This window comes from Streptomyces sp. SAS_270, from assembly GCF_052543295.1.
This window is the reverse complement of sequence record NZ_JBMNDS010000115.1, coordinates 1-26,750: the sequence shown is the minus strand read 5'-3', so window position 1 is coordinate 26,750 and position 26,750 is coordinate 1. Positions and strand designations below refer to the sequence as shown.

The following is a 26,750-nucleotide window of genomic DNA, read 5'->3' as shown; positions in this document are numbered from 1 at the left end:
GCGGGCCAGAGCGAGCCGTAGCGCAGCGCGAGGAGGCCGGCCACCAGGAGCAGCGCGCCGCCCGCGACGGCGACGTAGGGCCAGGCGGTGTGGCTGAGCGCGGAGGCGGTGGCGGCGGTGTCGCCGGAGGCGGCCGCGGCCTTCTCGTCGAGGGCCGAGCTGTCGCCGACGCCGAGCAGCGCCGAGGCGATGGTGCCGGCGCCGGTGAGTGCGAGCAGCGCGGAGACCAGGAAGCGGCCGGAGCGGCGGACGGCGAAGACGGCGACGAGTGCGGCGAGGCCCACTATGGCGAGGGCCGCGGGCACACCCGTGATGTCGCTGCCCTTGACGGTCAGCGGGAAGTCGCCGCCGGCCACCGAGGCGGTGCCTGCCGACCAGCTCTGCCGGGAGGAGAGCAGTGCCACGGCCGCGCCGAGCGCGCCGCACAGCAGGGCGACGGCGAGGCTGCGCCGGCCGGACCGGGCGGGCCCGGAGGCTTCGGAGCGGGGCTGGGGTACGGAAGTCACGTACTCCACTATCGCCTGCTTCGTGCCCCGGCCGTTAGCCGGGGGCATGCCAACCCGTGATCCCACGAGTGCTCCATCATGAACATCTCAAGAATCACAGGTGGGCCGCCCGCCGACCGCATCCTCAACCTCCTTGCCGGGCAAGCCGGTTGGCCGTGTGAACGGCGCGCAGGACGGCCGCCGCCTTGTTGCGGCACTCGGTGTCCTCGGCGACCGGGTCGGAGTCGGCGACGATGCCGGCACCGGCCTGCACGTACGCCGTGCCGTCGCGCAGCAGCGCCGTACGGATGGCGATGGCGGTGTCGGAGTCGCCCGCGAAGTCGAGGTAGCCGACGCAGCCGCCGTACAACCCCCGCCGGGACGGCTCCAGTTCGTCGATGATCTGCATCGCGCGGGGCTTGGGCGCGCCCGAGAGGGTGCCTGCCGGGAAGCAGGCCGTCAGCACGTCGAAGGCGGTGCGGCCCGCCGCGATCCGGCCTGTGACGGTCGACACGATGTGCATCACGTGCGAGTACCGCTCGACGGACATGAAGTCGACGACCTCGACGGAGCCCGGCTCGCAGACCCGGCCCAGGTCGTTTCGCCCGAGGTCGACGAGCATCAGGTGCTCGGCGCGCTCCTTGGGGTCGGCGAGGAGCTCGTCGGCGAGGGCCTGGTCCTCCTGCGGACTCGCGCCGCGGTGCCGGGTGCCGGCGATGGGGTGCACCATCGCCTGCCCGTCCTCGACCTTGACCAGCGCCTCCGGGGACGAGCCCACGACGTCGAAGCCGTCGAAGCGGAAGAGGTACATGTACGGCGACGGATTGGTGGCCCGCAGCACCCGGTACACGTCCAACGCGCTTGCCGTGCACGGCGTTTCGAAGCGCTGGGAGGGGACGACCTGGAAGGCCTCGCCCGCCCGGATGCGCTCCTTGATGTCCTCGACGGCGGTCCGGAAGTCGGGGCCGCCCCACAGCGCGGTGTACTCGGGCAGCTCGGAGGGCGGGAGCGCGGCGGGCGGCTGTGCGACGGCGCGCGAGAGGTCGGCCTCCATGGCGTCCAGGCGGGCCACGGCGTCCGCGTGGGCCTCGTCGACGCCCGTGTCGAGGTCGTTGTGGTTGATCGCGTTGGCGATCAGCAGGACCGAGCCCTCCCAGTGGTCCATGACGGCCAGATCGGAGGTGAGCAGCATGGTCAGCTCGGGCAGCTTCAGGTCGTCGCGCTCGCCGGGGCCGATCTTCTCCAGGCGGCGGACGATGTCGTAGCCGAGGTAGCCGACCATGCCGCCGGTGAAGGGCGGCATGCCCTCCTGGTGGGGGGTGTGGAGCGCCTCGATGGTGGCGCGCAGGGCGGCGAGCGGGTCGCCGTCGACCGGGACGCCGACGGGTGGGGTGCCGAGCCAGTGGGCCTGGCCGTCGCGCGCGGTGAGCGTGGCGGCGCTGCGCACGCCCACGAAGGAGTAGCGGGACCAGGAGCGGCCGTTCTCCGCGGACTCCAGCAGGAACGTGCCGGGGCGCTCGGCGGCGAGCTTGCGGTAGAGCCCGACCGGGGTGTCGCCGTCGGCGAGGAGCTTGCGGCTGACGGGGATGACACGGCGGTCGGTGGCCAGCTTGCGGAACGTCTCGAGGTCCATGGCGGCTGACCTTACTGATCCTGGGCCGCTGCGCCGGACTCGGCGTCCTTGAGCAGCACGTCCTCGTCGAAGCAGGTGCGGGCGCCGGTGTGGCAGGCCGCGCCGACCTGGTCGACCTTGACCAGCACGGTGTCGGCGTCGCAGTCGAGGGCGACCGACTTGACCCACTGGAAGTGCCCGGAGGTGTCGCCCTTCACCCAGTACTCCCGGCGGCTGCGCGACCAGTACGTGCAGCGGCCGGTGGTGAGGGTGCGGTGCAGCGCCTCGTCGTCCATCCAGCCGAGCATGAGCACCTCACCGGTGTCGTACTGCTGGGCGATGGCGGGGACGAGCCCGTCGGCGCTGCGCTTGAGGCGCGCGGCGATCTCGGGGTCCAGACCGCTGGGGCTGCTGGGCAGGGGCGTACTGGTCATGGGGACCATTGTGCCGCGCCGGTGCGACGCTCCCGGTCGGCGTCCAGAGGGCGGACCGCCGCGGGTGCGGCCGGGTCTGTGCTGGGCGCTCGCGCGGGGCGGTCGTAGGCTGGATGGCATGTCGACCCATGCCAAGCGTGAACGACTTCTCCTCGCCGATCTGTTGGAGGCCGAGGGTCCGGACGCCCCCACCCTGTGCGAGGGCTGGAACGCCCGTGACCTCGCCGCGCACGTCGTGGTGCGCGAGCGCCGCCCGGACGCCGCGGGCGGAATCCTCCTCAAGCAGCTCGCGCCACGGCTCGACCGGGTGATGGCGGAGTTCGCCGACAAGCCGTACGAAGAGCTGATCCTGCTGATCCGTACCGGCCCGCCGCGTTTCTCGCCGTTCTCCCTCAAGCAGATCGACGAGGCGTCGAACACGATCGAGTTCTACGTCCACACCGAGGACGTCCGCCGCGCCCGGCCCGACTGGACCCCGCGCGAGCTCGACCCGGTCTTCCAGGACGCCCTGTGGTCCCGCCTGGACCGCACCGCCCGTCTGACGGGCCGCAGCGCCCCCACGGGCCTGGTCCTGCGCCGCCCCGACGGGCAGACGACGGTCGCGCACAAGGGCACCCCGGTCGTCACGGTCACCGGCGAACCCTCGGAACTGCTCCTGTTCCTCTACGGCCGCCAGAACGTCGCCGACGTGGAACTGGACGGCGACAAGGACGCGATCGCGAAACTGCACGAGGCGAAGCAGCTGGGGATCTGACCTGCGCCCCGGGCACGAGTGAGCCCCGGCCACCCGGTGGCCGGGGCTCAACGCTTCAAGCCGGGCGCGGCGTCACCGCACCGGGTGGCCCGCCGAGCGCAGCGTCTCCTTCACCTCGCCGATCCGCAGATCCCCGAAGTGGAAGACGGAGGCGGCGAGGACGGCGTCCGCGCCCGCGGCGACGGCGGGCGGGAAGTCGGCCAGGCGGCCCGCACCGCCGCTCGCGATCAGCGGAACGCTCACGTGCCCCCGGACGGCCTCGATCATCTCGATGTCGTAGCCGTCCTTGGTGCCGTCCGCGTCCATCGAGTTGAGCAGGATCTCGCCGGCGCCCAGTTCCGCGGCGCGGTGGGCCCACTCGACGGCGTCCATGCCGGTGCCCTTGCGGCCGCCGTGCGTGGTGACCTCGAAGGACCCGCTCCCGGTCCTGCGGGCGTCCACCGAAAGGACCAGGACCTGTCGCCCGAACCGCTCCGCGATCTCGCGGATGAGGTCCGGGCGGGCGATCGCGGCCGTGTTGACGCCGACCTTGTCGGCGCCGGCCCGCAGCAGTCTGTCCACGTCCTCGGCGGTGCGGACACCTCCGCCGACCGTCAGCGGGATGAAGACCTGCTCGGCCGTGCGGCGCACCACGTCGTACGTGGTCTCACGGTTGCCCGAGGACGCGGTGATGTCCAGGAACGTCAGCTCGTCGGCGCCCTCGGCGTCGTACACCTTGGCCATCTCGACGGGGTCGCCCGCGTCGCGAAGGTTCTGGAAGTTGACGCCCTTGACGACCCGGCCGTTGTCGACGTCCAGGCAGGGGATGACGCGTACCGCGAGGCTCATTCCGGGGCCCCTCGGTAGGCCTCCACCTCGACCTCGACGACCAGGCGCGGGTCCACGAAGCCGGAGACGATGAGCATGGACGCGGCGGGGCGGACGGCGTCGAACAGCTCCTTGTGGGCGCGTCCGATCTCCTCCACGTCCCGCGCGTGGGTGATGTACATCCGGGTGCGGACGACGTCCTCGCGGCCCAGGCCCAGCTCCTTCAGCGCCGTGAAGGCCACGTTGAAGGAGTTCACCGCCTGCTCGTGGGGGTCGCCGTCGATGATCTCGCCGTCTATGACGGACGTGCAGCCGGAGACCAGCACCAGGCCGTTGGGCAGCTCCACCGCGCGGGAGTAGCCGAAGGCGTCCTCCCAGGGGGCGCCGGTCGTGACACGCCGTACGTCGCTCACTTGGCCACCGCCTCCAGAGCCTCTTCCAGGGTGAACGCCTTCGCGTACAGGGCCTTCCCGACGATCGAGCCCTCGACACCGAGGGGCACGAGCTCGGCGATGGCGCGCAGGTCGTCCAGGGACGAGACGCCGCCGGAGGCGACCACCGGGCGGTCGGTCGCCGCGCAGACGTTCTTCAGGAGCTCCAGGTTCGGGCCCTGGAGGGTGCCGTCCTTGGCGATGTCCGTGACGACGTACCGCGCGCAGCCCTCCTTGTCGAGGCGCGCGAGCGTCTCGTAGAGGTCCCCGCCGTCGCGGGTCCAGCCGCGGCCGCGCAGTGTCGTGCCGCGTACGTCGAGGCCGACCGCGATCCTGTCGCCGTACTCGGTGATGACCTTGGCGACCCACTCGGGGGTCTCCAGGGCGGCGGTGCCGAGGTTCACCCGGGTGCAGCCGGTGGCGAGGGCGGCGGCCAGCGTGTCGTCGTCGCGGATGCCGCCGGACAGCTCCACCTTGATGTCCATCGCGCCCGCGACCTCGGCGATCAGCGCGCGGTTGTCGCCGGTGCCGAACGCGGCGTCCAGGTCGACCAGGTGCAGCCACTCGGCGCCCGAACGCTGCCAGGCGAGGGCGGCCTCGAGAGGGGAGCCGTAGGAGGTCTCGCTGCCGGACTCGCCGTGAACGAGGCGGACGGCCTGCCCGTCGCGGACGTCGACGGCGGGGAGGAGTTCGAGCTTCGCGGAAGTCGAGGGGGGCATCAGAGGGTTCCGATCCAGTTGTTCAGCAGCTGGGCTCCGGCGTCGCCGGACTTCTCGGGGTGGAACTGGGTGGCCCACAGGGCGCCGTTCTCCACGGCCGCCACGAAGGGCTTGCCGTGCGTCGACCAGGTCACCTGGGGTGCCCGCATCGCCGGGTTGGTGATCTCCAGCGACCAGTCGTGGACGGCGTAGGAGTGCACGAAGTAGAAGCGGGCGTCGGCGTCAAGACCTGCGAAGAGCCTGGAGTCCGCCGGGGCCTCGACGGTGTTCCAGCCCATGTGCGGCACGATCTCGGCCTGCAGCGGCTCGACCGAGCCGGGCCACTCGTCCAGGCCCTCGGTCTCCACGCCGTGCTCGATGCCGCGCGCGAAGAGGATCTGCATGCCGACGCAGATGCCCATGACCGGGCGGCCGCCGGACAGCCGGCGGTCGACGATCCAGTCACCGCGCGCCTGCCGCAGCCCCTGCATACAGGCGGCGAAGGCGCCGACACCCGGCACCAGCAGCCCGTCGGCGTTCATCGCCTTGTCGTAGTCGCGCGTTATCTCGACCTCGGCGCCGGTGCGGGCGAGGGCACGCTCGGCGGAGCGGACGTTCCCGAAGCCGTAGTCGAAGACGACGACCTTCTTGGGGCTGCTCAATTCCACACCTCCAGCCTCATGACACCCGCAACGAGACACATCGCGGCGCCGATCGACAGCAGCACGATGAGGCTCTTGGGCATCTCCTGCTTGACGAAGGAGTAGACGCCGCCGAGCAGGAAGAGCCCGACGACGATGAGAATGGTGTTGAGTCCGTTCATGGCTTTTACAGCGCGCCCTTCGTGGAAGGAAGGATGCCCGCCGCACGCGGGTCGCGCTCGGAGGCGTACCGCAGCGCCCGCGCGAGCGCCTTGAACTGGCACTCCACGATGTGGTGCGCGTTGCGCCCGTACGGCACGTGGACGTGCAGGGCGATCTGGGCCTGGGCGACGAAGGACTCCAGGATGTGCCGGGTCATCGTCGTGTCGTACTCGCCGATCATCGGCGCCATGGACTCGGGCTCGGTGTGCACGAGGTACGGGCGGCCGGAGAGGTCGACGGTCACCTGGGCGAGGGACTCGTCCAGCGGGACCGTGCAGTTGCCGAACCGGTAGATCCCCACCTTGTCGCCGAGCGCCTGCTTGAAGGCGGCGCCCAGCGCGAGGGCGGTGTCCTCGATGGTGTGGTGCGAGTCGATGTGCAGGTCGCCCTCGGTCTTCACGGTCAGGTCGAACAGACCGTGCCGGCCGAGCTGGTCGAGCATGTGGTCGTAGAAGCCGACGCCTGTCGACACGTCGACCTTGCCGGACCCGTCGAGGTCGATCTCGACGAGGACCGACGTCTCCTTGGTCGTACGTTCCACACGTCCTACGCGGCTCATGCGCTCTGCTCCTTAGAGGGTGTGGGGGTCTGCCCCACAAGACACTGCAGTTCACGTACCGCGTCGAGGAACGCGTCGTTTTCGGCCGGGGTTCCGGCGGAGACCCGCAGCCAACCGGGCACGCCGTTGTCCCTGACCAGGACGCCCCGGTCGAGGATCTTCCGCCAGGCCTCGTGGGACCCGTCCGCGCCGTCGAACCGCCCGAACTGCACGAAGTTCGCGTCCGACTCGGTGACCTGGTAGCCGATCGCGCGCAGCTCGGTGACCAGCCGGTCCCGCTCGGCCTTCAGCTGCTCGACGTAGCCGAGCAGCGTGTCGGTGTGCTCCAGGGCGGCCAGGGCGGTCGCCTGGGTGACGGCCGACAGGTGGTACGGCAGGCGTACCAGCTGGACGGCGTCCACGACCGCCGGGTGCGCGGCGAGATAGCCCAGGCGCAGCCCGGCCGCGCCGAAGGCCTTCGACATCGTGCGGGAGACGACGAGATTCGGCCGACCTTCGAGCAGCGGCAGCAGTGAGTCGCCGTGGCTGAACTCGATGTACGCCTCGTCGACCACGACCATGGACGGCTTCGCCGCCTGCGCGGCCTCGTACAGCGCGAGGACCGTCTCGGGGGGCACCGCGTTACCCGTGGGGTTGTTGGGGGTGGTGATGAAGACGACGTCCGGCTTGTTCTCGGCGATCCACCGTTCGGCGGCGGCGAGGTCGATCGTGAAGTCCTCGTTGCGGGGACCGGAGATCCAGCCGGTGCCGGTGCCGCGCGCGATGAGCGCGTGCATCGAGTACGACGGCTCGAAGCCGATCGCACTGCGGCCGGGTCCGCCGAAGGTCTGCAGCAGCTGCTGGATGACCTCGTTGGAGCCGTTGGCCGCCCAGACGTTCTCGGCCCCGACCGGGTACTTGCCGGTCTTCGTCAGGTAGTTGGCCAGCTCCGTGCGCAGCTCCACCGCGTCCCGGTCGGGGTAGCGGTTGAGGTTGCGGGCGGCCTCGCGCACCCGCTCCGCGATCCGCTCGACGAGCGGCTCGGGCAGCGGATAGGGGTTCTCATTGGTGTTCAGCCGTACGGGGACGTCGAGTTGGGGCGCTCCGTAGGGGGACTTGCCGCGCAGCTCGTCGCGTACGGGGAGATCGTCGATGTTCACTGTCCGGGTACCTTCCAACCGAACCTCGCCTTGACCGCCGCGCCGTGTGCGGGCAGGTCCTCCGCCTCCGCCAGCGTCACCACGTGGTGCGCCACGTCGGCCAGCGCGTCCTTCGTGTAGTCGACGATGTGGATGCCGCGCAGGAACGACTGGACGGACAGCCCGGAGGAGTGGCAGGCGCAGCCGCCGGTCGGCAGGACGTGGTTGGAGCCCGCGCAGTAGTCGCCGAGGGAGACCGGCGCCCAGGGGCCCACGAAGATCGCACCGGCGTTCCGCACCCGGTCGGCCACGGCGGCCGCGTCGGCGGTCTGGATCTCCAGGTGCTCGGCGCCGTACGCGTCGACGACCCTGAGGCCCTCGTCGACGCCGTCGACCAGCACGATCGCGGACTGCCTGCCCTGCAGCGCGGGCACGATCCGGTCCTCGATGTGCTTGGTGGCCGCGACCTGCGGCTCCAGCTCCTTGTGCACCGCGTCCGCGAGCGCCACGGAGTCCGTGACGAGGACGGCGGCGGCGAGCGGGTCGTGCTCGGCCTGGCTGATCAGGTCGGAGGCGACGTGCACGGGGTCGGCGCTCTCGTCCGCGAGGATCGCGATCTCGGTGGGACCGGCCTCGGCGTCGATGCCGATCCTGCCCGCGAAGTACCGCTTGGCGGCCGCGACCCAGATGTTTCCGGGACCGGTGACCATGTTGGCGGGCGGGCAGGACTCGGTGCCGTACGCGAACATCGCGACGGCCGTCGCGCCGCCGGCCGCGTAGACCTCGTCCACGCCGAGCAGGGCGCAGGCGGCGAGGATCGTCGGGTGCGGCAGCCCGCCGAAGTCGGCCTGGGCCGGGGAGGCGAGCGCGATGGAGCCGACCCCGGCTTCCTGGGCCGGGACCACGTTCATGATCACGGAGGAGGGGTAGACGGAGCGTCCGCCGGGCGCGTACAGCCCGACGCGCTCGACCGGCACCCACTTCTCGGTGACCGTGCCGCCCGGCACGACCTGGGTGGTGTGCGTCGTACGCCGCTGCTCGCGGTGGACCAGGCGGGCGCGGCGGATGGACTCCTCCAGGGCCGCGCGCACGGGCGGGTCGAGCTGTTCCAGGGCGTCCGCGAGCGCCTGCGCCGGGACCCGTACGGACTCCAGCCGTACGCCGTCGAACTTCTCCGCGAAATCGATCAGCGCCGCGTCTCCACGATGATGCACGGCCTCGCAGATCGGACGCACCTTCTCCAGGGCGGCCGAGACGTCGAAGTCGGCTCGGGGCAGCAGGTCGCGCAGGGCGGGGCCCTCGGGGAGGGCGTCGCCGCGCAGATCGATTCGGGAGATCACGTACGCAATTCTCTCAGACGGCGATAAGGCGCCGGACGCCCGTATCAATGGCTGATACACGCCACCTCAGGTTCCGCGGAAGATCCCCCTCACCAGTAGCGTTCGGGCCGTCACCGAGCGGGCATTGAACGGTTGTACGAAACCCGCGAGTAGCTGGGGAGGATGAAAGAGCCGTGACCGAGGGTGCCGGCCTCCGAAGAGGGGACGTGCCGGACGATCTGACCGCCGCCGAGGCCGGGATGTGGCAGGCCTTCCGCAACGGCAGCACGTACGACCTGCGAAGCGGGGACGCGGTCGTGGACGATCCGCACGGCGGCCACCCCTGGGGGCCCGAGCGCAGCGTCCGCGCACGCATCGTGGCCTGGCTCCTGCTGAACGGCCCGCCCGCGCTGGACGGCCGGGTCTCCTCCCTGAAGCTCCAGGGCGTGCAGATCACGGACGTCTTCGATCTGGCGGGCGGCACCGTGATGCCGTACGTCGAGCTCAGGGGCTGCCGGTTCGAGAAGGAGGTCCTGCTGCCGGAGGCCCGCTTCACGACCGCACGGCTGGTGAACTGCTCGGTGCCGCGGCTGGAGGCGGCCCGCCTGCACACGGAGGGCGACCTGCATCTGCCGCGCTGCCGCTTCCACAACGGGGTGCGCCTCACCGACGCGCACATCGGCACGGATCTGCTGCTCAACCAGGCCGTCGTCTACCGCGACCGGCGCGGCCAGTCGATCGCCGGCGACGGCATGACGGTCGGGCAGGACCTCCAGGCCGAGATGCTGGAGTCGCACGGCGAGCTGAGCCTGCGCGGTGCCAAGGTCGGCGTGTCGCTCAGTCTGCGCGGCAGCCGGCTCGCCAACCCCTACGGGCCCCGGGCGCTCAACGCTCCCCAGCTGACCGTGGAGCGCACGCTGTACCTGACTCCGGCCGGCATCGGCAATCCCGTCCAGATGAGCGGCACCACACCCGCGCGCGGCACGCTGGTCCAGCGGTTCGAGTGCCAGGGCGGAATCCGCCTCGACGACGGGCGGTTCGGGGACGCGGTCGACTTCGAGCAGGCCCGCTTCTCGCTGGAGGACGAGCAGGAGCTGTCGCTGCGCCGGGTGCAGACGCCGGAGCTGCGCTTCCTCGGGGAGGGCCCCGAACGCGGCAAGGTCGTGCTGTCGGGCGCGCGGGTGGTGAACCTGGTCGACAAGGCGCAGAGCTGGCCGGGCCCGGGCCGTCTGCACATGGGGGGATTCAGCTACGAGAACCTCGTGCCGCAGGGCCGGTTCCCGCTGACCGAGCGCCTGGGGTGGGTGACCGCGGCGACCGCCGAGTACAACCCGGAGCCGTACGAGCGCCTCGCGACCGTGCTGCGCAACTCCGGCGAGGACGAGGACGCGCGCGAGGTGCTGCTCGCCAAGCAGCGGCGCCGCCGCGAGACCCTGCCGCTCGCGGCCAAGCTCTGGGGGTACGCACAGGACTGGACGGTCGCCTACGGCTACCGGCCCGGGCGGGCGGCCCTGTGGATGGCGGTGCTGTGGGCGGCGTCGTCGATCGCGTTCGCGCACGCGGGCCATCCGCCGATCAAGAACGACGAACATCCGCCGTGGAACGCCTCGCTGTTCGCCCTGGACCTGCTGCTGCCGGTCATCGACCTCGGCCAGGTGGGCTTCTGGCAGCTGCACGGCGGCTGGCAGTGGCTGTCCGCGGCGGTGATCCTGCTCGGCTGGATCCTGGCGACGACGGTGGCGGCCGGGGCCACCCGGATGCTGCGCAGGAGCTGAGAGCGGGCACACGGGGCACAGCGATCGGCCGGCGGGCACCCAGCGGTCGATCAGAATCCCAACAGGCGCCGGACAGAGACCTTTTACCCTCCCTTGACCAGGGAAAGCACAACCAAACCAAGGTTACGAAAGCGTCACCGCGTCCCCTCTGGCCCCGCTCCGACCTGCGGCTTTCAATGGTTCCTACCATGGCACTGCTGCGCGCGTTCATCCGTACGGCCCGGATGGCCAGGAACACTTCGCGCCTCGCGGTCGGGCTGCCCGCCGACGACGAGGTGCTGCTCGACGCCCCGGACGAGCGGCTCGGCCCGGCGCTCGTCGCCGCGGGCGGCGGCGACCACGCCCCCGCGGCCAAGCTGCTCGCCACCACCCGCGAGGCCGCCGAGTGGGAGAACCGCGACCGGTACGCACTGCGTCTGGCCTCCTTCGCGAGCTCCCGCGACGAGTGGCTCACGCTGTGGCAGGGAGACGCCCCGCACGACCCGGACGCGCTGCTGGTCAGGGCCGAGCTGGCGGTGCGCCGCGGCTGGGAGTCGCCGGCCCGCGCCGAGCTGCTGCGCCAGGTCGGCCCGCTGATCACCGCCGCCGCGGAGGGCGACCCGCGCGACCCGGTGCCCTGGCGGATCGCACTCGACCACGCCCGCGGCACCCACGCCGGACACACCGAGTTCGAGAAGCTGTGGGGCGAGGCGGTGCGCCGCTCCCCGCACCACTACGGCTGCCATGTCGCCGCCCTGAAGTACCTCTCCGCCGCCTGGTACGGCTCGCACCGCGAGTGCTTCGACTTCGCCGAGCGGGCCGCGCAGGACGCGCTGCCCAGCTCCCTCGTGCAGGCGCTGCCGGTGCGCGCCGCCTTCGCGTACCTGACCGAGGGCGGCGGGCCGGTCGTGGCACGCGAGCGCCTGGACTCCGCCGCCGACCTCGCCATCGCGCTCTCCGCGACGTACGGGGCCGCCGACCCGTGGCCCGCCGAGGTCCGCAACCTCCTCACGTACGTGCTGATCAGGCTGGAGCGCTGGGAGGACGCCCTGACGCAGCTGCACCGGATCGGGCCCTACGCCACCACGTTCCCCTGGGACCGGGTCTCCGACGACCCTCTCGGCCAGTTCCTGGAGCTGCGGGACGGAATCCGTCTGGAGGTCGCCGCGGGACGCCCGTTGCGCGCGGTACGGGCACCTGTACGACTCCCCGAGCACCCCTCGCCGCATCCACGGAGTGGGCGCGGCGGACGCGATCACTCCGACGACCATTAGGCTTGCCCGTCGTGACCACCGTCCGGCTCCCGCTCTTCCCCCTGAACTCGGTGCTGTACCCCGGGCTCGTGCTTCCTCTGAACGTGTTCGAGGCGCGCTACCGCGCCATGATGCGCGATCTGCTGAAGACCCCCGAGGACGAGCCGCGCCGGTTCGCCGTCATCGCCATCCGCGACGGCCACGAGGTCGCGCCGAGCGCGCCCGGCATGCCCGACCCGACGGCCGTACCCGAACGCGGGCCCTCGGCCGGCTTCGGCGACGACCCGGCCAAGGCCTTCCACGAGGTGGGCTGCGTCGCGGACGCGGCGACCGTCCGGGAGCGTGCCGACGGCAGCTTCGAGGTGCTGGCGACGGGGACCACGCGGGTACGCCTGGTGTCGGTCGACTCCTCCGGCGAGTACCTCGTGGCCGAGCTGGAGGAGCTGCCCGAGGACCCGGGTGAGGAGGCGGGCGCGCTCGCGGAGGGCGTGCTGCGGGCCTTTCGCCAGTACCAGAAGCGGCTGGCGGGCGCGCGGGAACGCTCGCTGTCCACGGGCGCGGACCTGCCGGACGAACCGTCCGTCGTCTCCTACCTCGTCGCGGCCGCAGTGATGCTCGACATCCCCGCGAAGCAGCGGCTGCTCCAGGCCCCGGACACGGCGGCGCGGCTGCGCGAGGAGCTGAAACTCCTGCGCGCGGAGACGGCCATCATCCGTAATCTGCCGTCGTTGCCCGCGTCGGAGCTGACGCGCGGCCCGACAAGCCTCAACTGAGGACACGTCTCATCCGAAGGCCGGTATGGCGAAGAAGTCGAAGAAGCAGCAGCAGTCCGGGGGCACCCCCGCGACGGTGGCCCTGACGGCGGCGGGCGTGGACTTCACGGTCCACGCCTACGAGCACGATCCCTCGCACCCGTCGTACGGCGAGGAGGCCGCGGAGGCGATGGGCGTCTCCCCGGACCGCGTCTTCAAGACCCTCGTCGCGGACGTCGACGGCTCCCTCGTGGTCGCCGTCGTCCCGGTGGCGGGCTCCCTCGACCTCAAGGCCCTCGCCACGGCGGTCGGCGGCAAGCGAGCCGCGATGGCGGACCCGGCCGCGGCCGAACGCACGACGGGCTACGTTCGCGGCGGCATCTCACCCCTGGGCCAGCGCAAGAAGCTCCCCACGGTCCTCGACGCCTCGGCCGGCGCCCACAGCACGATCTGTGTCTCGGCGGGCCGGCGCGGCCTCGAAGTCGAGCTGAGCCCCACCGACCTCACCGAGCTCACGGAAGCGGTGTCCGCCCCCGTCGCCCGTGCATGACCCCTCGACGAACCCCCGGTCCTCGGTTAAGCACGAGGGACATGTCGAAAAAAACCCGCAAGCGCAAGTGGCGCACAAAGAAGGGCCGCTCGAACCACGGAAGCAGGCCGGCATGAAGATGTTCAGCCCGTCCGGCGTTTGAGGACGAGCCCGTTCAGGGCGAAAGCAGGGGGAAAGGGGGCGCAGCCCCCATGACACGGGACGGGTAGGGGCGGAGGGGGCGAAAAACCCCTGCCGCCCCGCTGCCCCGCCGCGTCAGCCGACCGGCGGAGCCGGCGGCACAGGCGCCGCGTACGGCCCCTGCTGGTAGGGATCGGGATCCCGCGGCCCGAACAGGGCCGTGAGCCCGAGATGGACCAGCAGCCCTCCCACGGACCACGCCAGCAACGCCCCCTTCGCACCCAGCTTCAGCGGCGCGGAGAACGTCACCCCCTTGCCCACCTGCTTCGCGTGCGCGATCACGTTGTGCGAGGGCCCGAGCCAGATCCCCAGCCGCCAGGCGAGCAACGATCCGAGCAACCCGCCGACGGCCAGCGCGGCCACCAACGGCACGCCCCCACGCCGCCGTACCAGGAACACCACCGCTGCACTGACCGCCCCGAACGCGAGCGCCAGCAGAGTGAACGTTCCGTCGACCCCGATGGCCTGCTCGCCCTCGGTGTCCTTGAGGTAGACGACCCAGCTCTTGTCGACGACACCCCCGACCAGCGGCACATGCGGCGCCAGCCACCACCACAGCAGCCCGAGAAGCACCCCGCCGAGCGCCACGCCCACCGTGATCACGGCGGCCTCCCGCACTTCGGTCTTCATCCCGGGGCCGTCCTGTTCGTACGCGGTGGTCCCCGCTCCACCCCCGGCGGGCGGAGCCTGCCAGGCGTTGTGCGGAGGCTGGTCGTGCGGCGGCGGAGGCGGAGTCAGCGGTGCGGTCACCCTGCCATCGTGCCAGGCCCGTATGACGGCCGCGTCACCGGACGGCCGCCCGGCGGTACGCCCAGGTCGCCACGGCCAGTGAGGCGACCCCGACGCCCGCGCAGACACCGAGGTCGGCGAGGACGAAGGCCCAGTCGGGATGCGCGGAGAAGCTCCGGGCGAAGGCCTCGACGCCGTACGTGGAGGGCAGCAGATCACGCCCGTACTGCACGACCGTCGGCAGCCGGTCCGGCGGCAGCACCCCGAGCAGCAGCGCCGCCGACATTCCCAACTGCCCGAGCAGCGTGGCGAGTTCAGGGCGCGGCGCGAGCAGTCCGAGCGCTGCTCCGAGTCCGGCGAGCGCGGCGCCGGCGAGCGGGACGACCGCGGCGAGCACCCACAGATGGGCCAGCGGCAGTCCGAAGAGCACGCAGCCGAAGACGGCGGTGGCGACCGTCCCGGGCACGGTGAAGGAGGCGTACGCGCCGGCCGCGCCGAGCACGACCGCGGCGGGCGGCACCGGCAGCGTCGCGTAGTGGTCGAGCCCGCCGCTGGCCCGCAGCTGCCCGAAGTACTGCGCCAGCAGGTTCAGCGCGACGAAGGCGACGACCAGGACGGACGCTCCGGCGACCACGGCCCGCGCCTCGCCCCCGCCGTCCACCACCCCGCGCATCAGGATCATGATCCCGACGGACTGGAAGGTGGCGACGAACAGCAGCGGGATCCGCGCGACACGCGCCCGGGAGAGCTGTGCGCGGTACACCGCGGCGAGGGACGGCCACAGCCGGGCGCGCGGCCCGAGCTCGGCGGCGCCACCGGCCTCGCCGGCCGCGGCCGGCGCACTGCCCGCGCCCGGCAGAACCTCAGCGGATACGACACTCACGTCGAGCTGCTCTCCTTCGCTCCCGCAGCCGTCATGTTCCCAACGCCCTCGGCGCCTGTCACGTTCCGTACGGATACGGCGGCTCCCACGCTCATGCCTTGACCAGTCCCTGCGCGTTGCCGCCGAGCGCGAGGTAGACGTCCTCCAGGCTCGGGGTGGCCAGCGTGAAGTCGTCGAGGGCGGCGAAGGCGGCGCCTCCGGTGACGGTGGCGACGGCCGCGCGGGCCTCCTCGGGGGCCAGCCGCAGGGTCCAGCGGCGCCCGGACTCGACGGCGCGCTCCCGCAGCGCGGCGACCTCGGGCACGTCGAGCGGGGCGCGCTCGCGCCACACCAGTTCGACGCGCACCTCGCCCGCGACCTGCTCCTTGAGGCCGGCCGGGGTGTCGCAGGCGATGACACGGCCGTGGTCGAGGACGGCGACCCGGTCGAGGACGGTCTCCGCCTCGATGACGTTGTGGGTGACCAGCAGGACGGTGGTGCCGCGCTCGGCCCGCCGTCGGTCGACGGCGCCCCACACGGCCCGCCGCGCCACGGGATCCATGCCGGTGGTCGGCTCGTCGAGGACCAGCAGCGGCCGCTCCCCCACCAGCGCGGAGGCGAAACAGGCCAGCCGCCGCTGCCCGCCCGACAGCTTCTTCAGCGGCCGTCCCGCGATCGGTGTGAGGCCCAGCTCGTCGAGGACGGCGTCCCGCTCGGCGCGCGCCGCACGGAGGTCGAGCCCGCGCAGCCGCCCGGTTGTCTCGGCGGCCAGCGACACGGTCAGCTCGTCGAGTGCGGTGGACTCCTGGCCGAGGTAGGCGAGGATGCGCGCGGCCCGCTCGGGGTGGCGCACGATGTCGTGCCCGAGGATCTCCACGCTGCCGCGATCGGGCCGCATCAGCCCGGTCAGCTGCCGTACGAGACTCGACTTGCCGGCGCCGTTGGGTCCGAGCAGTCCGAAGATCTCACCGCGCCGGATGTCGAGGGACACCTCGTCGGTGGCCCGCACCTCGGGCGCCGGGGGCACTCCGCGCCGGCCTCGGAGGGCCGGATACGTCTTGGTGAGACCCCGCACCGCGCACACGACATCGCCCCTGTGCCCGTTCCGGACTGCCTGTGCGGTGCGCGTACTCACGAAGCACGAGGGTACGGGGTCCGATGCCCCGATATGAGCCCGGGCCCCCTCCCGGGGCCCCTACGACGCGTTCGCGAGGGCCTCACTCCCCCGCGGGTGCGTGCTCCGCCGCCGTACGGACATCGATCTCGCGCCAGAAACCGGCCCTGATCGCATAGCGGTCGTGTTCGTCGATCTGGTCGTCCTTGTGGGCGAGGAGGCCGAAGCGGGCGGCATAGCGCAGCAGCTCGCCGTCCACGCGGTGCGGGACGCGCGGGTACATCGTGGAGAGCTTCTGCAGCAGCGTCTGGTCGGTGAGCCGTTCCATCCAGCGCCGGGCGAAGACCTGTCCGACCTCGTAGGGATCGCCGCCGACCGTGGTGATGTCCTCCTCGCGGTCGGCCCAGCGCTGCTCGGCCGAGGTCAGCTGGGCGAGTGTCGGCATCGACGCGGCGTCCGCGGTCTCGGCGGCGGACCCGGGCCGCTCCACCCAGCCCTTGTCGGACGACCAGCGCAGCGTCGCGCTGGCGGGGTGCTGGGCCGGCTGGGCGCCGGGAGCGCGCAGGGCGGCCAGGTCCTTGGGGGTGGGGACGCCCTTGGGTGCGGCGGCCCGCTCCTCCCCGCCGTCCCGCGCCTCGGCGGCCACGCCGTGCTCCGCCTCCGGGACGGGCCGCTCGGCGGCCGCGGCCAGCGCGGAGTCGGGCAGTGGCGCGGAGAGGATCGCGGCGATCTCGGGCCGCGGCGCGGGCGGCGGCGCGCAGACCCCGCCGAGGTCCTTCGCGCGGACGGCCTTGGTGATCCAGGTCCGGTCGAGCACCCGCCGCTCGTCGGCCTCGGCGACGAGGTCCTCGGACTGGTTGTAGTCGCCGTCGGCGGCCTGTACGGCCCACAGGTGAACGGCGACCCCGTGCTCCTTGGCGGCCATCATGCCGGGCAGCAGATCCCCGTCGCCGGTCACCAGGACCACGTCGGAGCAGGCCCGGTTGCGCGCCAGCTCGGTGAGCTCGGCGTGCATCGCCGCGTCGACGCCCTTCTGCGCCCAGCGCCCGTCGCTACGGGTCAGGGCACCCAGGCGCACGGTCACACGTGGCATCACGCGCAGTCTGCGGTGTTCGGGCTGGGGTACGCGGTCGGGGGCGCCGTCGAACCAGTAGATGCGCAGCAGGGGGCGCTCCGTGTCGGACTCGGCGCGCTCGCGCAGGCCCTGGATGAGGGCGGCGTGGTCGACGGTGATCCGGGAGCGGGACGAATCCCCGGCAAGGAGACTGGCGGCAGCCCCGAGCAGATACCCGGCATCCACCAGGACGATGCAGCGGTCCACGCGATCCACCCTCTTTCCGGGAGGTTTGCTTCGGGCTTCCTTCGAGTCTGCCCGACGGCGCGGAGGTTAACGGCCCGAACTCGATCTTCGGCGTGGCGGATCGGAAGATCACTCTCCGACAGTGCTTATTACGCACGGTAATTATCCGAAATGCGCGACTTGTCGGGCTGTGTGAATCTGGTCCCGGCCCTGGCCCCTAGATCCCCCTCAGGAGGCAGATCACCATGGCCAAGAACAAGAACCGCAAGCAGGGCGGCCAGCAGGACCGCTCCTCGCAGGCCGAGCAGGCTCAGGAGCAGGCCCAGCGGTCCTCGACGGAGGCGCAGCAGTCGCCGATGTCGCAGGTCCAGGGCAGCCCGGCTGATGTTGCTCGTAAGCATCAGAAGCGCTTCGGCCACAACTGACGGCCGAACGCGGGCTGTTGAAGCCCAGGCATGAATGGGGGGCGTACCCGGCTGCGGGTACGCCCCCCATTTCTGTGTTTCTGTCGCTCTGTCGATCAGCCCGCCAGGCAGGACGGGCCCAGCAGTACCTTCAGGTCGCCGAAGAGCGCCGGGTCCGGCTTCACGCGGTGCCGGTCGAGCCGCAGCACCGTGGTCTTGCGCGGGCCCTGGAGCCTGATGCGGACCTCGCTCTCGCCCTTGTGGTGGCTGAGGATCTCGCCGAGCCGGCTGACCATGGGCGGGGTGACCTTCAGCGCCGGGATGGTCAGGATCACGGGCGCGTTGGTGCCCGCGTTCGACAGGTCCGGGACCTGGAGTTCCATCGCGACCAGGCGGGGCACGTCCTCGCGCTTGTCGAGGCGTCCCTTGACGAACACCACGGCGTCCTCGACGAGTTGGGTCGACACCAGCTGGTAGGTCGCCGGGAAGAACATGCACTCGAGGGAACCGGCGAGGTCCTCGACGGTCGCGATCGCCCAGGCGTTGCCCTGCTTGGTCATCTTGCGCTGCAGGCCCGAGATGATGCCGCCGATCGTGACGACCGCGCCGTCCGCGTGCTCACCTCCGGTGAGCTGGGAGATTCCCGCGTCCGCCTTGTCGGACAGGACGTGCTCCAGGCCGAAGAGCGGGTGGTCGGAGACGTACAGACCGAGCATCTCCCGCTCCTGGGCGAGCAGATAGGCCTTGTCCCACTCGTCGGTCGTGAACTCCACGTCGAGACCGAATCCCGGCTCGTCCGCGCCCTCGTCGCCCATCCCGCCGAAGAGGTCGAACTGCCCCTCGGCCTCCTTGCGCTTGACCTGCACCACGTTGTCGATCATCGGCTCGAACTGCGCGGTGAGGCCCTTGCGGGTGTGGCCCATCGTGTCGAACGCGCCCGCCTTGATCAGCGATTCCGTGGTCCGCTTGTTGCAGGCGACCGCCTCGACCTTGTCCAGGTAGTCCGGGAAGGAGGCGTACTTCCCCTTGGCCTTGCGGCTCTTGATGATCGACTCGACGACGTTCGTACCGACGTTGCGGACGGCGGAGAGACCGAAGAGGATCACGTCGTCGCCCTGGGCGGCGAAGTTCTGCTCCGACTCGTTGACGTTGGGCGGCAGCACCTTGATGCCCATGCGCCGGCACTCGTTCAGATAGACGGCCGACTTGTCCTTGTCGTCCTTGACCGAGGTGAGCAGCGCGGCCATGTACTCGGCGGGGTAGTTCGCCTTCAGGTAGCCGGTCCAGTACGAGACCAGGCCGTACGCGGCCGAGTGGGCCTTGTTGAAGGCGTAGCCGGCGAAGGGGACCAGCACGTCCCACAGGGCCTGGATCGCCTCGTCGCTGTAGCCGTTCTTCTTGGCTCCGGCCTGGAAGATGGTGAAGTTCTTCGCCAGTTCGTCGGGCTTCTTCTTGCCCATCACGCGGCGCAGGATGTCGGCCTCGCCGAGCGAGTACCCGGCGATGATCTGGGCGGCCTTCTGCACCTGCTCCTGGTAGACGATCAGGCCGTAGGTGACCGCGAGGACCTCCTGGAGGGGCTCCTCCAGCTCCTTGTGGATCGGCGTGATCTCCTGGCGGCCGTTCTTGCGCTCCGCGTAGTTGATGTGCGAGTTCATGCCCATCGGGCCCGGCCGGTAGAGGGCCGAGACGGCGGAGATGTCCTCGAAGTTGTCGGGCTGCATCTGGCGCAGCAGTGAACGCATCGGGCCGCCGTCGAACTGGAAAACGCCGAGGGTGTCGCCGCGGCAGAGCAGTTCGAAGGTCGTGGGGTCGTCCAGCGGGAGGGCGAGCATCTCCAGGTCGACGCCCTTGTTGGCCTTCACCATCTTGATGGCGTCGTCCATGATCGTGAGGTTGCGCAGGCCCAGGAAGTCCATCTTCAGCAGGCCCAGCGACTCGCACTGGGGGTAGTCCCACTGCGTGATGGTCACGCCGTCGGTGTGCCGCACCCAGATGGGGGCGTGGTCGACGATGGGTTCGCTGGACATGATCACGCCGGCCGCGTGCACACCCATCTGCCGGACCAGGCCCTCGACGCCCTTGGCGGTGTCGATGACCTTCTTCACGTCCGGTTCGTTCTCGTACATCGCCCGGATCTCGCCCGCCTCGTTGTAGCGCGGGTGCTTCGGGTCGGTGATGCCGGAGAGGTCGATGCCCTTGCCGAGGACGTCGGCGGGCATCGCCTTGGTGAGGCGGTCGCCCATCGCGTACGGGTAGCCCAGCACGCGCGCGGAGTCCTTGATGGCGTTCTTCGCCTTGATCTTGCCGTACGTGCCGATCATGGCCACCTTGTCGGCGCCGTACTTCTCGGTCACGTACCTGATCACCTCCACGCGCCTGCGCTCGTCGAAGTCGATGTCGACGTCGGGCATGGAGACGCGCTCGGGGTTGAGGAACCGCTCGAAGATCAGGCCGTGCGGGATGGGGTCGAGGTCGGTGATGCCCATGGCGTACGCGACGATCGAACCGGCCGCGGAGCCACGGCCCGGGCCCACCGCGATGCCCTGCTTCTTGGCCCACATGATGAAGTCGGCGACGACGAGGAAGTACCCCGGGAACCCCATCTGGATGATGACGTCCATCTCGTACTCGGCCTGCTTCTGGCGGTCGTCGGGGACGCCGCCGGGGAAGCGGCGCTCCATGCCGAGGCGGACCTCCTCCTGGAACCAGGTGACCTCGGTGTAGCCGTCGGGGATGTCGAACTTCGGCATGAGGTTCTTCGCCTCGAACATGCCGGAGGTGTCGATCTGCTCGGCCACCAGGAGCGTGTTGGCGCAGCCCTCCTGCCAGGCGTCCGAGGAGTCGACGGCGTACATCTCGTCCGTGGACTTCAGGTAGTAGCCGGTGCCGTCGAAGCGGAAACGGTCCGGGTCGGAGAGGTTCTTGCCGGTCTGGATGCACAGCAGCGCGTCGTGGGCGGTCGCCTCGTTCGCGTACGTGTAGTGCGAGTCGTTCGTCACCAGCGGCGGGATGCCGAGCTTCTTGCCGATGTCGAGGAGGCCGTCGCGCACGCGGCGCTCGATCTCGATGCCGTGGTCCATCAGCTCCAGGAAGTAGCGGTCCTTGCCGAAGATGTCCTGGTACTCGGCGGCCGCCTTCAGTGCCTCGTCGTACTGGCCGAGACGCAGCCGGGTCTGCAGCTCACCGGAGGGGCAGCCGGTCGACGCGATGAGCCCCTCGGACCACTGGGAGATCGTCTCCTTGTCCATGCGGGGCCACTTCTGCAGCCAGCCCTCGGCGTACGCGTCCGAGGAGAGCTTGAAGAGGTTGTGCAGGCCCGTCCGGTTCGCCGCCCAGATCGTCTTGTGCGTGTAACCACCCGAACCGGACACGTCGTCGCGCTTCTGGTGCGGCTGGCCCCACTGGATCTTGCGCTTGTTGCGCCGGGACTCCGGGGCGACGTACGCCTCGATGCCGATGATCGGCGTGACGCCCGCCTTCTTCGCCGTGTGGAAGAAGTCGTACGCCCCGTGGAGGTTGCCATGGTCGCTCATGGCGATGTGGGTCATGCCCATCTCGTTGCAGGCGTTGAACATGTCCTTGAGCCGCGCGGCACCGTCCAGCAGCGAGTACTGGGTGTGGACGTGCAGGTGCGTGAACGGCGGCTTCGACACGGTTGTGGCCTCCAAGGAGAACGGCGGACGACAGGCTGCGGACAGTCTGGGGGGACAGCGTCGAAGTCTATGACGCGGGACTGACACTCCGCGGGCGCTCACCCGTACCTTCATGCGGGTACTCGGGCACTCCCGGGTACTTTCGTCCGTTGGAAGTGGACGGACCACCTGTCCACAACCGGCGGATCTCCCGTCCCACACATCAAGCACCACCTGCACCAGGAGGCACCCAGCGATGTCGGTCCCGCAGCTCAACGACGAGCAACGCGGCGAGCAGATCCTCGCCGTCTTCGACACCGCCTTCGGCGCGCTCCTGGCCGCCGACCCGGCCGCGTTCCGCGTGAAGTTCCGCAAGATGGCGGCCTCCGCCTTCGCGTTCTACCGGGGCACGGCGGGCCTCTTCTACCACGACCTGGACGCCGAGAAGCGCGGCGGCCCGTACCTGGACGAGCGCACCTCGCGCGTGTGGATCCACGGCGACCTGCACGCCGAGAACTTCGGCACGTACATGGACGCGAACGGCCGCCTGATCTTCAATGTGAACGACTTCGACGAGGCCTACGTCGGCCCGTTCACCTGGGATCTCAAGCGCTTCGCGGCCTCCGTCGCCCTGCTCGGGTACGCGAAGGCACTCGGCGACGAGCAGATCACCGACCTGGTGCGCACCTACGCGGCCGCCTACCGCGAGCGCATCCACGCCCTCGCCACCGGCGCCAAGAGCGACGAGGTGCCGCCCTTCACGCTGGACACGGCCGACGGCCCGCTGCTGGACGCGCTGCGCGACGCCCGCTCGCTGACCCGTTTCGGACTGCTCGACTCGATGACCGAGATCCGTGACTTCGAGCGGCGTTTCGCGGCGGGCGGCGGCTCCATCGAGCTCGACGCGGCCACGCGCTACAAGGTGCTGGCAGCCTTCGACGGCTACCTGGAGACACTTCCGGAGGCCTCTCTGGCCCGCCCGGACTCGTACCGGGTGAAGGACGTCGTGGGCCGTCGCGGCATCGGCATCGGCTCGGCGGGCCTGCCCTCGTACAACATCCTTCTGGAGGGCAACAGCGACGCCCTGGAGAACGATGTGGTGATCTACATCAAGCAGGCCCAGACACCGGCCGTCTCCCGGCACATCACGGACTCCTCGATCCGCGAGTACTTCCAGCACGAGGGCCACCGCACCGTCATCTCCCAGCGCGCCCTGCAGGCGCACGCCGACCCGTGGCTCGGCTGGACCGAGCTGGACGGCGCGGGCCAGCTGGTCGCCGAGGTCTCCCCGTACGCTGTGGACCTCGACTGGGGCGACATCGACGACCCGGAGGAGATCGCGGCGGTCGTCGCGGACCTCGGCCGGGCCACCGCCACGATGCACGCGGCGGCGGACGACGAGAGCGGTCACTCGGAGCTGGTGCCGTTCTCCACGGAGCGGGCCATCGACGCGGCGATCGCCGCCGACGAGGAGGGCTTCGCGGGCCTCCTGGTGGACTTCGCCCACAGCTACGGAGCACGCGCGCGGGGGGACCACCAGATCTTCGTGGACCTCTTCCGCAACGGCCGGATCCCCGGCCTGTAGGGATCACGACGCCCCGACGACGCTCCCGTAACTCATAGGAACCTTTTAGGGGGCTCTTACGGGAGCTCGTGGGACACTCTCCAGCGCCATGGACATATCCGGAACCCAGCTCAGAGCCGTACGCGCGGCCCTGTTCACGGCAGTCGTCGTGACGCTCTCCACCGCGTCGCACGTCCTGCTGTCCCGGGTCCCGCTGCCGCTGGCCACCGTGGCCGCGATCGCGGGCGCCGTCTTCGTCCTCGCGTATGTGCTGGCGGGCCGCGAGCGCGGTTTCGGCGCGATCGCGGCCCTGCTGATCCCGCTGGAGCTGGCCGCCGACACGGTGTTCACCACGGGCCAGCACGTCTGCTACGGCAGGGCGGGCGGCCCCGTGGCGGGCCCGCTGCGCTCCGTCGGCTTCGACCTGCTGTGCGGCGGCGGCAGCGTGGGCACCCCGCTGGCCCGTGTCACCGGCGCCGGGCCCGAGCGCGCGGCGGCCCTGCTCGCGCACGCCGACCCGGCCGCCGCCTGGCTGCTGCTCACCGCGCACATCGGCGTCGGCCTCCTCGCCGCCGCCTGGCTGCGGCGCGGCGAGCGGGCCCTGGAGCAGTTGCTGCGCGCGGCGGCCACGGCCGCCTTCCGGCCGTTGCTCCTCGCCGTCGCCGCGGTGACGGTGGAGCTCACGCCGGTACGCCGGCCGCCCCGCCCGGCACACCGGATCGCCGCCATCCGCACGCGCCTCTTCGCCCACTCCATGGGACGACGTGGACCGCCGTGCTCAGTCGCCTTCGCCTGAGCAACTGCAGTCCCCCATACGTATTCCGCGTACAGCATGTGCGCGTCCCACATGGAGATCACCAATATGAGCAAGCGGAACAGCCAGGCGTCCAAGTCGGCGGCACGTGAGCGGCTGCGCGTCGAGCGCGAGCGCCAGGCCAAACGGGACAAGGCCAAGCGGCAGGTCATCGTCGCCGGCTCCATCGTCGGCGTCCTCGCGATAGCCGGCGGCATCGGCTACGCGGTCGTGCAGAACAACAAGCCCGCCTACTGGGAAGCCGCCAAGAAGGACAAGCTCGTCAAACCGGCCAACACCAGCGGCGCCAACGGCACGACCGTCGTCGTCGGCAAGAGCACCGCCAAGAAGACGCTGAAGCTGTACGAGGACTCGCGCTGCCCGATCTGCGCCCAGTTCGAGCAGACCGTGGGCCCGACCCTGAAGAAGGACCTCGACGCCGGCAAGTTCAAGATCCAGTACATCGGCGCCACGTTCATCGACAACCACGACAACGGCGAGGGCTCCAAAAACGCGCTCAGCGCCCTCGGTGCCGCCCTGAACGTGAGCCCCGAAGCCTTCCTGGAGTACAAGACCGCGCTCTACTCGACGAAGTACCACCCCGAGGAGACCGACGACAAGTTCAAGGACGACGCCTACCTGATCAAGGTCGCGAACACGGTGGACGCCCTGAAGAACAACAAGGCGTTCCAGAAGGCCGTGAAGGACGGCACCTACGACAGGTGGGCCCTGGACATGTCGAAGACGTTCGACGACAACAAGGACGGGGTCGACGCCACCCCGAGCCTCGTCATGGACGGCAAGCAGCTCACCGGGTCCAACGGCAAGAACGCGCCGCTGACCGTCGCCGACTACACGACGGCGATCGACGCGGCGCTCAAGGCCTGACGACCGAGCCCGAGGACTGACGACCGGCTCAAGGGCGGATCCGACCAGAAGCCGAAGAGCGGGCGAACTTTTACGAGTTCGCCCGCTCCCGGCCTGTACTGATCGGTAACCTGACCGCTCGTGACCAGTCGATACAGATCTTCCGAGCCGCAAGATCCTCCGGGCGCCGCCAACTCCCGCGCTCCCCGCCGCCGTACGGTCGTCAAGGCCGCGGCCGTCACCGCCGTCCTCGCCGCGCCGCTCGCCGCCGCACTGCCGGCCCGCGCCGCCGAGGCACCCGCCTTCCTGCACGGTGTCGCCTCCGGTGACCCGCTGCCCAACGGCATCCTGCTGTGGACCCGGGTGACGCCCACTTCGGAGGCGACACCCGGCTCCGGGCTCGGCCCCGACACCGAGGTGAGCTGGACCGTCGCCAAGGACAAGGCGTTCACCAACGTCGTCGCCAAGGGCTCCACCACCGCGTCGGCCGCCTCCGACCACACGGTCAAGGCGGACATCCGCGGCCTGGAACCGGCCACCGACTACTGGTTCCGCTTCTCCGCGGGCGGCACCGACTCCCCCGTGGCCCGCACCCGCACCACTCCCGCGGCGGACGCGAGCGTCATGGGCCTGCGCTTCGGCGTGGTCTCCTGCGCCAACTGGGAGGCCGGCTACTTCTCCCCGTACCGCCATCTCGCCGCGCGCGGCGACCTGGACGCCTGGCTGCACCTGGGCGACTACATCTACGAGTACAAGTCCGGCGAGTACGCGGCCCGCGGCAAGGTCGTCCGGCCGCACGCACCGGCGAACGAGATCATCACCCTCGCCGACTACCGCACCCGGCACGGCCGTTACAAGACCGACCCCGACCTCCAGTCGCTGCACCACAAGGTGCCGGTCATCGCGATCTGGGACGACCACGAGTTCGCCGACAACGCCTGGTCGGGCGGCGCGGTCAACCACACCGAGGGCGCCGAAGGCGCCTGGTCCGCCCGCCAGTCGGCCGCCAAGCAGGCCTACTTCGAGTGGATGCCGGTCCGCCCGGCGATCGAGGGCACCACCTACCGCCGGCTGCGCTTCGGCAAGCTCGCCGACCTCTCGCTGCTCGACCTGCGGTCGTTCCGCTCGCAGCAGGCCTCCACGGCGAGCGGCTCGGTGGACGACCCGGACCGTACGCTCACGGGCCGGGCGCAGCTCGACTGGCTGAAGGCGGGGCTGAAGGCCTCGGACACCACCTGGCGGCTGGTCGGCAACTCGGTGATGATCTCGCCGTTCGCCATCGGCGAGCTGTCCGCCGACCTCTTCAAGCCGCTCGCCAAGCTGCTGGGGCTGCCGCAGGAGGGCATCGCCCTCAACACCGACCAGTGGGACGGCTACACGGACGACCGCCGCGAACTGCTCGCGCACCTGCGCACCAACGCGATCCGCAACACGGTCTTCCTGACCGGCGACATACATATGGCATGGGCCAACGACGTGCCGGTGGACGCCGGCACGTATCCGCTGTCCGCCTCCGCCGCCACGGAGTTCGTCGTCACCTCGGTCACCTCCGACAACCTCGACGACATCGTCAAGGTCCCCGAGGGCACCGTCTCCGCGATCGCCTCGCCGATCATCCGGGCCGCCAACCGGCACGTCCACTGGGTCGACACCGACCGGCACGGCTACGGCGTCCTGGATGTCACGGCCGACCGCGCGCAGATGGACTACTACGTGCTCTCCGACCGCACGGACCCGAACGCGACCTCGTCCTGGGCCCGTTCGTACCGCACGCGCAGCGGCACGCAGAAGGCCGAGCGCACCTACGACCCGGTCTAGGGGGTGTTTTGAAAGTCCCGCACAGCACCCGCGGCGCCCGGCACGCACCCTCGCCGCACCGGCCGAAGTCCCAAGTACGTCCAGTACGAGGGCCT

The 26,750-nt window shown here is 70.8% G+C and carries 26 protein-coding genes; 10 read left to right on the top strand and 16 right to left on the bottom strand.

The genetic code is table 11. The features are described 5' to 3' along the window. The 3 genes from ACN6LB_RS42500 to hisI form a co-directional block, all read right to left on the bottom strand. Positions 1 to 515: TIGR02234 family membrane protein (locus tag ACN6LB_RS42500; RefSeq protein ID WP_445030562.1), on the bottom strand; the 515-nt coding region annotated here is incomplete at its 3' end. Between the two features lie 115 nt (positions 516 to 630). Continuing rightward, on the bottom strand, positions 631 to 2,118 hold the full coding sequence (locus ACN6LB_RS42495) for an anthranilate synthase component I (protein WP_356138058.1): 1,488 nt from the start codon (positions 2,116 to 2,118) through the stop codon (positions 631 to 633). Positions 2,119 to 2,129: 11 nt separating this feature from the next. Beyond that, positions 2,130 to 2,531: a phosphoribosyl-AMP cyclohydrolase gene (gene hisI / locus ACN6LB_RS42490; RefSeq protein ID WP_445030561.1), complete on the bottom strand. Its 402-nt coding sequence runs from the start codon at positions 2,529 to 2,531 to the stop codon at positions 2,130 to 2,132. A 118-nt stretch (positions 2,532 to 2,649) separates the two neighbouring features. Between hisI and ACN6LB_RS42485 the strand changes: the two genes are divergently transcribed. Beyond that, positions 2,650 to 3,285: a TIGR03085 family metal-binding protein gene (locus ACN6LB_RS42485; RefSeq protein WP_356138062.1), complete on the top strand. Its 636-nt coding sequence runs from the start codon at positions 2,650 to 2,652 to the stop codon at positions 3,283 to 3,285. A gap of 72 nt (positions 3,286 to 3,357) precedes the next feature. Here the strand turns inward: ACN6LB_RS42485 and hisF are convergent, their stop codons facing one another. From hisF to hisD, 8 genes are read right to left on the bottom strand one after another with little or no spacing between them, the layout of a single operon-like run. Further along, positions 3,358 to 4,113, bottom strand: coding sequence for an imidazole glycerol phosphate synthase subunit HisF (gene hisF, locus ACN6LB_RS42480; RefSeq protein WP_445030560.1), 756 nt, complete (start codon positions 4,111 to 4,113; stop codon positions 3,358 to 3,360). After that, the gene (locus ACN6LB_RS42475) at positions 4,110 to 4,505 is read right to left on the bottom strand and encodes a RidA family protein (protein WP_356138066.1); all 396 of its coding nucleotides are present in this window, start codon (positions 4,503 to 4,505) and stop codon (positions 4,110 to 4,112) included. The genes hisF and ACN6LB_RS42475 overlap by 4 nt, the downstream gene beginning before the upstream one ends. After that, positions 4,502 to 5,242: a bifunctional 1-(5-phosphoribosyl)-5-((5-phosphoribosylamino)methylideneamino)imidazole-4-carboxamide isomerase/phosphoribosylanthranilate isomerase PriA gene (gene priA, locus ACN6LB_RS42470; protein ID WP_356138068.1), complete on the bottom strand. Its 741-nt coding sequence runs from the start codon at positions 5,240 to 5,242 to the stop codon at positions 4,502 to 4,504. The genes ACN6LB_RS42475 and priA overlap by 4 nt, the downstream gene beginning before the upstream one ends. Continuing rightward, the gene (hisH, locus tag ACN6LB_RS42465; protein ID WP_356138070.1) at positions 5,242 to 5,889 is read right to left on the bottom strand and encodes an imidazole glycerol phosphate synthase subunit HisH; all 648 of its coding nucleotides are present in this window, start codon (positions 5,887 to 5,889) and stop codon (positions 5,242 to 5,244) included. Before hisH ends, priA begins: the two co-directional genes overlap by 1 nt. Next, positions 5,880 to 6,044, bottom strand: a complete 165-nt coding sequence (locus tag ACN6LB_RS42460) for a hypothetical protein (protein ID WP_356138072.1) — start codon at positions 6,042 to 6,044, stop codon at positions 5,880 to 5,882. The genes hisH and ACN6LB_RS42460 overlap by 10 nt, the downstream gene beginning before the upstream one ends. A 5-nt stretch (positions 6,045 to 6,049) precedes the next feature. Beyond that, positions 6,050 to 6,643 carry an imidazoleglycerol-phosphate dehydratase HisB gene (hisB, locus tag ACN6LB_RS42455; protein ID WP_356138074.1) on the bottom strand — a complete coding sequence of 198 codons (594 nt, stop codon included), beginning with the start codon at positions 6,641 to 6,643 and terminating at the stop codon, positions 6,050 to 6,052. After that, positions 6,640 to 7,782, bottom strand: a complete 1,143-nt coding sequence (locus ACN6LB_RS42450; RefSeq protein ID WP_445030559.1) for a histidinol-phosphate transaminase — start codon at positions 7,780 to 7,782, stop codon at positions 6,640 to 6,642. Before ACN6LB_RS42450 ends, hisB begins: the two co-directional genes overlap by 4 nt. Beyond that, entirely contained in the window at positions 7,779 to 9,101 is a 1,323-nt protein-coding gene (hisD, locus tag ACN6LB_RS42445; RefSeq protein WP_445030558.1) for a histidinol dehydrogenase, read from the bottom strand. Before hisD ends, ACN6LB_RS42450 begins: the two co-directional genes overlap by 4 nt. A 173-nt stretch (positions 9,102 to 9,274) precedes the next feature. Between hisD and ACN6LB_RS42440 the strand changes: the two genes are divergently transcribed. The 4 genes from ACN6LB_RS42440 (at position 9,275) to ybaK (ending at position 13,389) form a co-directional block, all read left to right on the top strand. Further along, entirely contained in the window at positions 9,275 to 10,855 is a 1,581-nt protein-coding gene (locus ACN6LB_RS42440) for an oxidoreductase (protein ID WP_445030557.1), read from the top strand. Between the two features lie 188 nt (positions 10,856 to 11,043). Beyond that, entirely contained in the window at positions 11,044 to 12,108 is a 1,065-nt protein-coding gene (locus ACN6LB_RS42435; RefSeq protein WP_445030556.1) for a hypothetical protein, read from the top strand. Positions 12,109 to 12,119: 11 nt separating this feature from the next. Continuing rightward, complete coding sequence (locus tag ACN6LB_RS42430) at positions 12,120 to 12,860, top strand: LON peptidase substrate-binding domain-containing protein (RefSeq protein ID WP_356138084.1); 741 nt, start codon at positions 12,120 to 12,122, stop codon at positions 12,858 to 12,860. 25 nt (positions 12,861 to 12,885) lie between these two features. Continuing rightward, on the top strand, positions 12,886 to 13,389 hold the full coding sequence (gene ybaK, locus ACN6LB_RS42425; protein WP_356138086.1) for a Cys-tRNA(Pro) deacylase: 504 nt from the start codon (positions 12,886 to 12,888) through the stop codon (positions 13,387 to 13,389). 255 nt (positions 13,390 to 13,644) lie between these two features. On the opposite strand, the gene ACN6LB_RS42420 is transcribed toward ybaK, so the two are convergent. The 4 genes from ACN6LB_RS42420 to ACN6LB_RS42405 all read right to left on the bottom strand — a co-directional run bounded on the left by ACN6LB_RS42420 (position 13,645) and on the right by ACN6LB_RS42405 (position 17,595). Next, positions 13,645 to 14,319, bottom strand: coding sequence for an AAA family ATPase (locus tag ACN6LB_RS42420; RefSeq protein ID WP_445030555.1), 675 nt, complete (start codon positions 14,317 to 14,319; stop codon positions 13,645 to 13,647). Positions 14,320 to 14,353: 34 nt separating this feature from the next. Next, positions 14,354 to 15,181, bottom strand: coding sequence for an ABC transporter permease (locus tag ACN6LB_RS42415; RefSeq protein WP_356138090.1), 828 nt, complete (start codon positions 15,179 to 15,181; stop codon positions 14,354 to 14,356). 91 nt (positions 15,182 to 15,272) lie between these two features. Beyond that, positions 15,273 to 16,244 (bottom strand): ABC transporter ATP-binding protein, encoded by a 972-nt coding sequence (locus ACN6LB_RS42410; RefSeq protein ID WP_356138172.1) that lies wholly within the window; start codon positions 16,242 to 16,244, stop codon positions 15,273 to 15,275. 133 nt (positions 16,245 to 16,377) lie between these two features. Further along, entirely contained in the window at positions 16,378 to 17,595 is a 1,218-nt protein-coding gene (locus ACN6LB_RS42405) for an NYN domain-containing protein (RefSeq protein WP_445030554.1), read from the bottom strand. Positions 17,596 to 17,819: 224 nt separating this feature from the next. Here ACN6LB_RS42405 and ACN6LB_RS42400 point away from each other — a divergent pair, with 224 nt between their 5' ends. After that, a complete protein-coding gene (locus ACN6LB_RS42400; RefSeq protein ID WP_356138095.1) occupies positions 17,820 to 17,999 on the top strand; it encodes a hypothetical protein in 180 nt (59 codons plus the stop codon). Positions 18,000 to 18,094: 95 nt separating this feature from the next. On the opposite strand, the gene dnaE is transcribed toward ACN6LB_RS42400, so the two are convergent. Further along, the gene (gene dnaE, locus ACN6LB_RS42395; RefSeq protein WP_356138098.1) at positions 18,095 to 21,634 is read right to left on the bottom strand and encodes a DNA polymerase III subunit alpha; all 3,540 of its coding nucleotides are present in this window, start codon (positions 21,632 to 21,634) and stop codon (positions 18,095 to 18,097) included. A gap of 235 nt (positions 21,635 to 21,869) precedes the next feature. Between dnaE and ACN6LB_RS42390 the strand changes: the two genes are divergently transcribed. The 4 genes from ACN6LB_RS42390 (at position 21,870) to ACN6LB_RS42375 (ending at position 26,655) form a co-directional block, all read left to right on the top strand. Next, the gene (locus tag ACN6LB_RS42390; protein ID WP_356138100.1) at positions 21,870 to 23,198 is read left to right on the top strand and encodes a DUF2252 domain-containing protein; all 1,329 of its coding nucleotides are present in this window, start codon (positions 21,870 to 21,872) and stop codon (positions 23,196 to 23,198) included. Between the two features lie 88 nt (positions 23,199 to 23,286). Further along, positions 23,287 to 23,973, top strand: a complete 687-nt coding sequence (locus tag ACN6LB_RS42385) for a hypothetical protein (RefSeq protein ID WP_445030553.1) — start codon at positions 23,287 to 23,289, stop codon at positions 23,971 to 23,973. Positions 23,974 to 24,039: 66 nt separating this feature from the next. Next, the gene (locus ACN6LB_RS42380) at positions 24,040 to 24,858 is read left to right on the top strand and encodes a DsbA family protein (protein ID WP_445030552.1); all 819 of its coding nucleotides are present in this window, start codon (positions 24,040 to 24,042) and stop codon (positions 24,856 to 24,858) included. Positions 24,859 to 24,978: 120 nt separating this feature from the next. Then, positions 24,979 to 26,655, top strand: a complete 1,677-nt coding sequence (locus ACN6LB_RS42375; RefSeq protein ID WP_356138106.1) for an alkaline phosphatase D family protein — start codon at positions 24,979 to 24,981, stop codon at positions 26,653 to 26,655. The last annotated feature ends 95 nt before the right edge of the window (positions 26,656 to 26,750 follow it).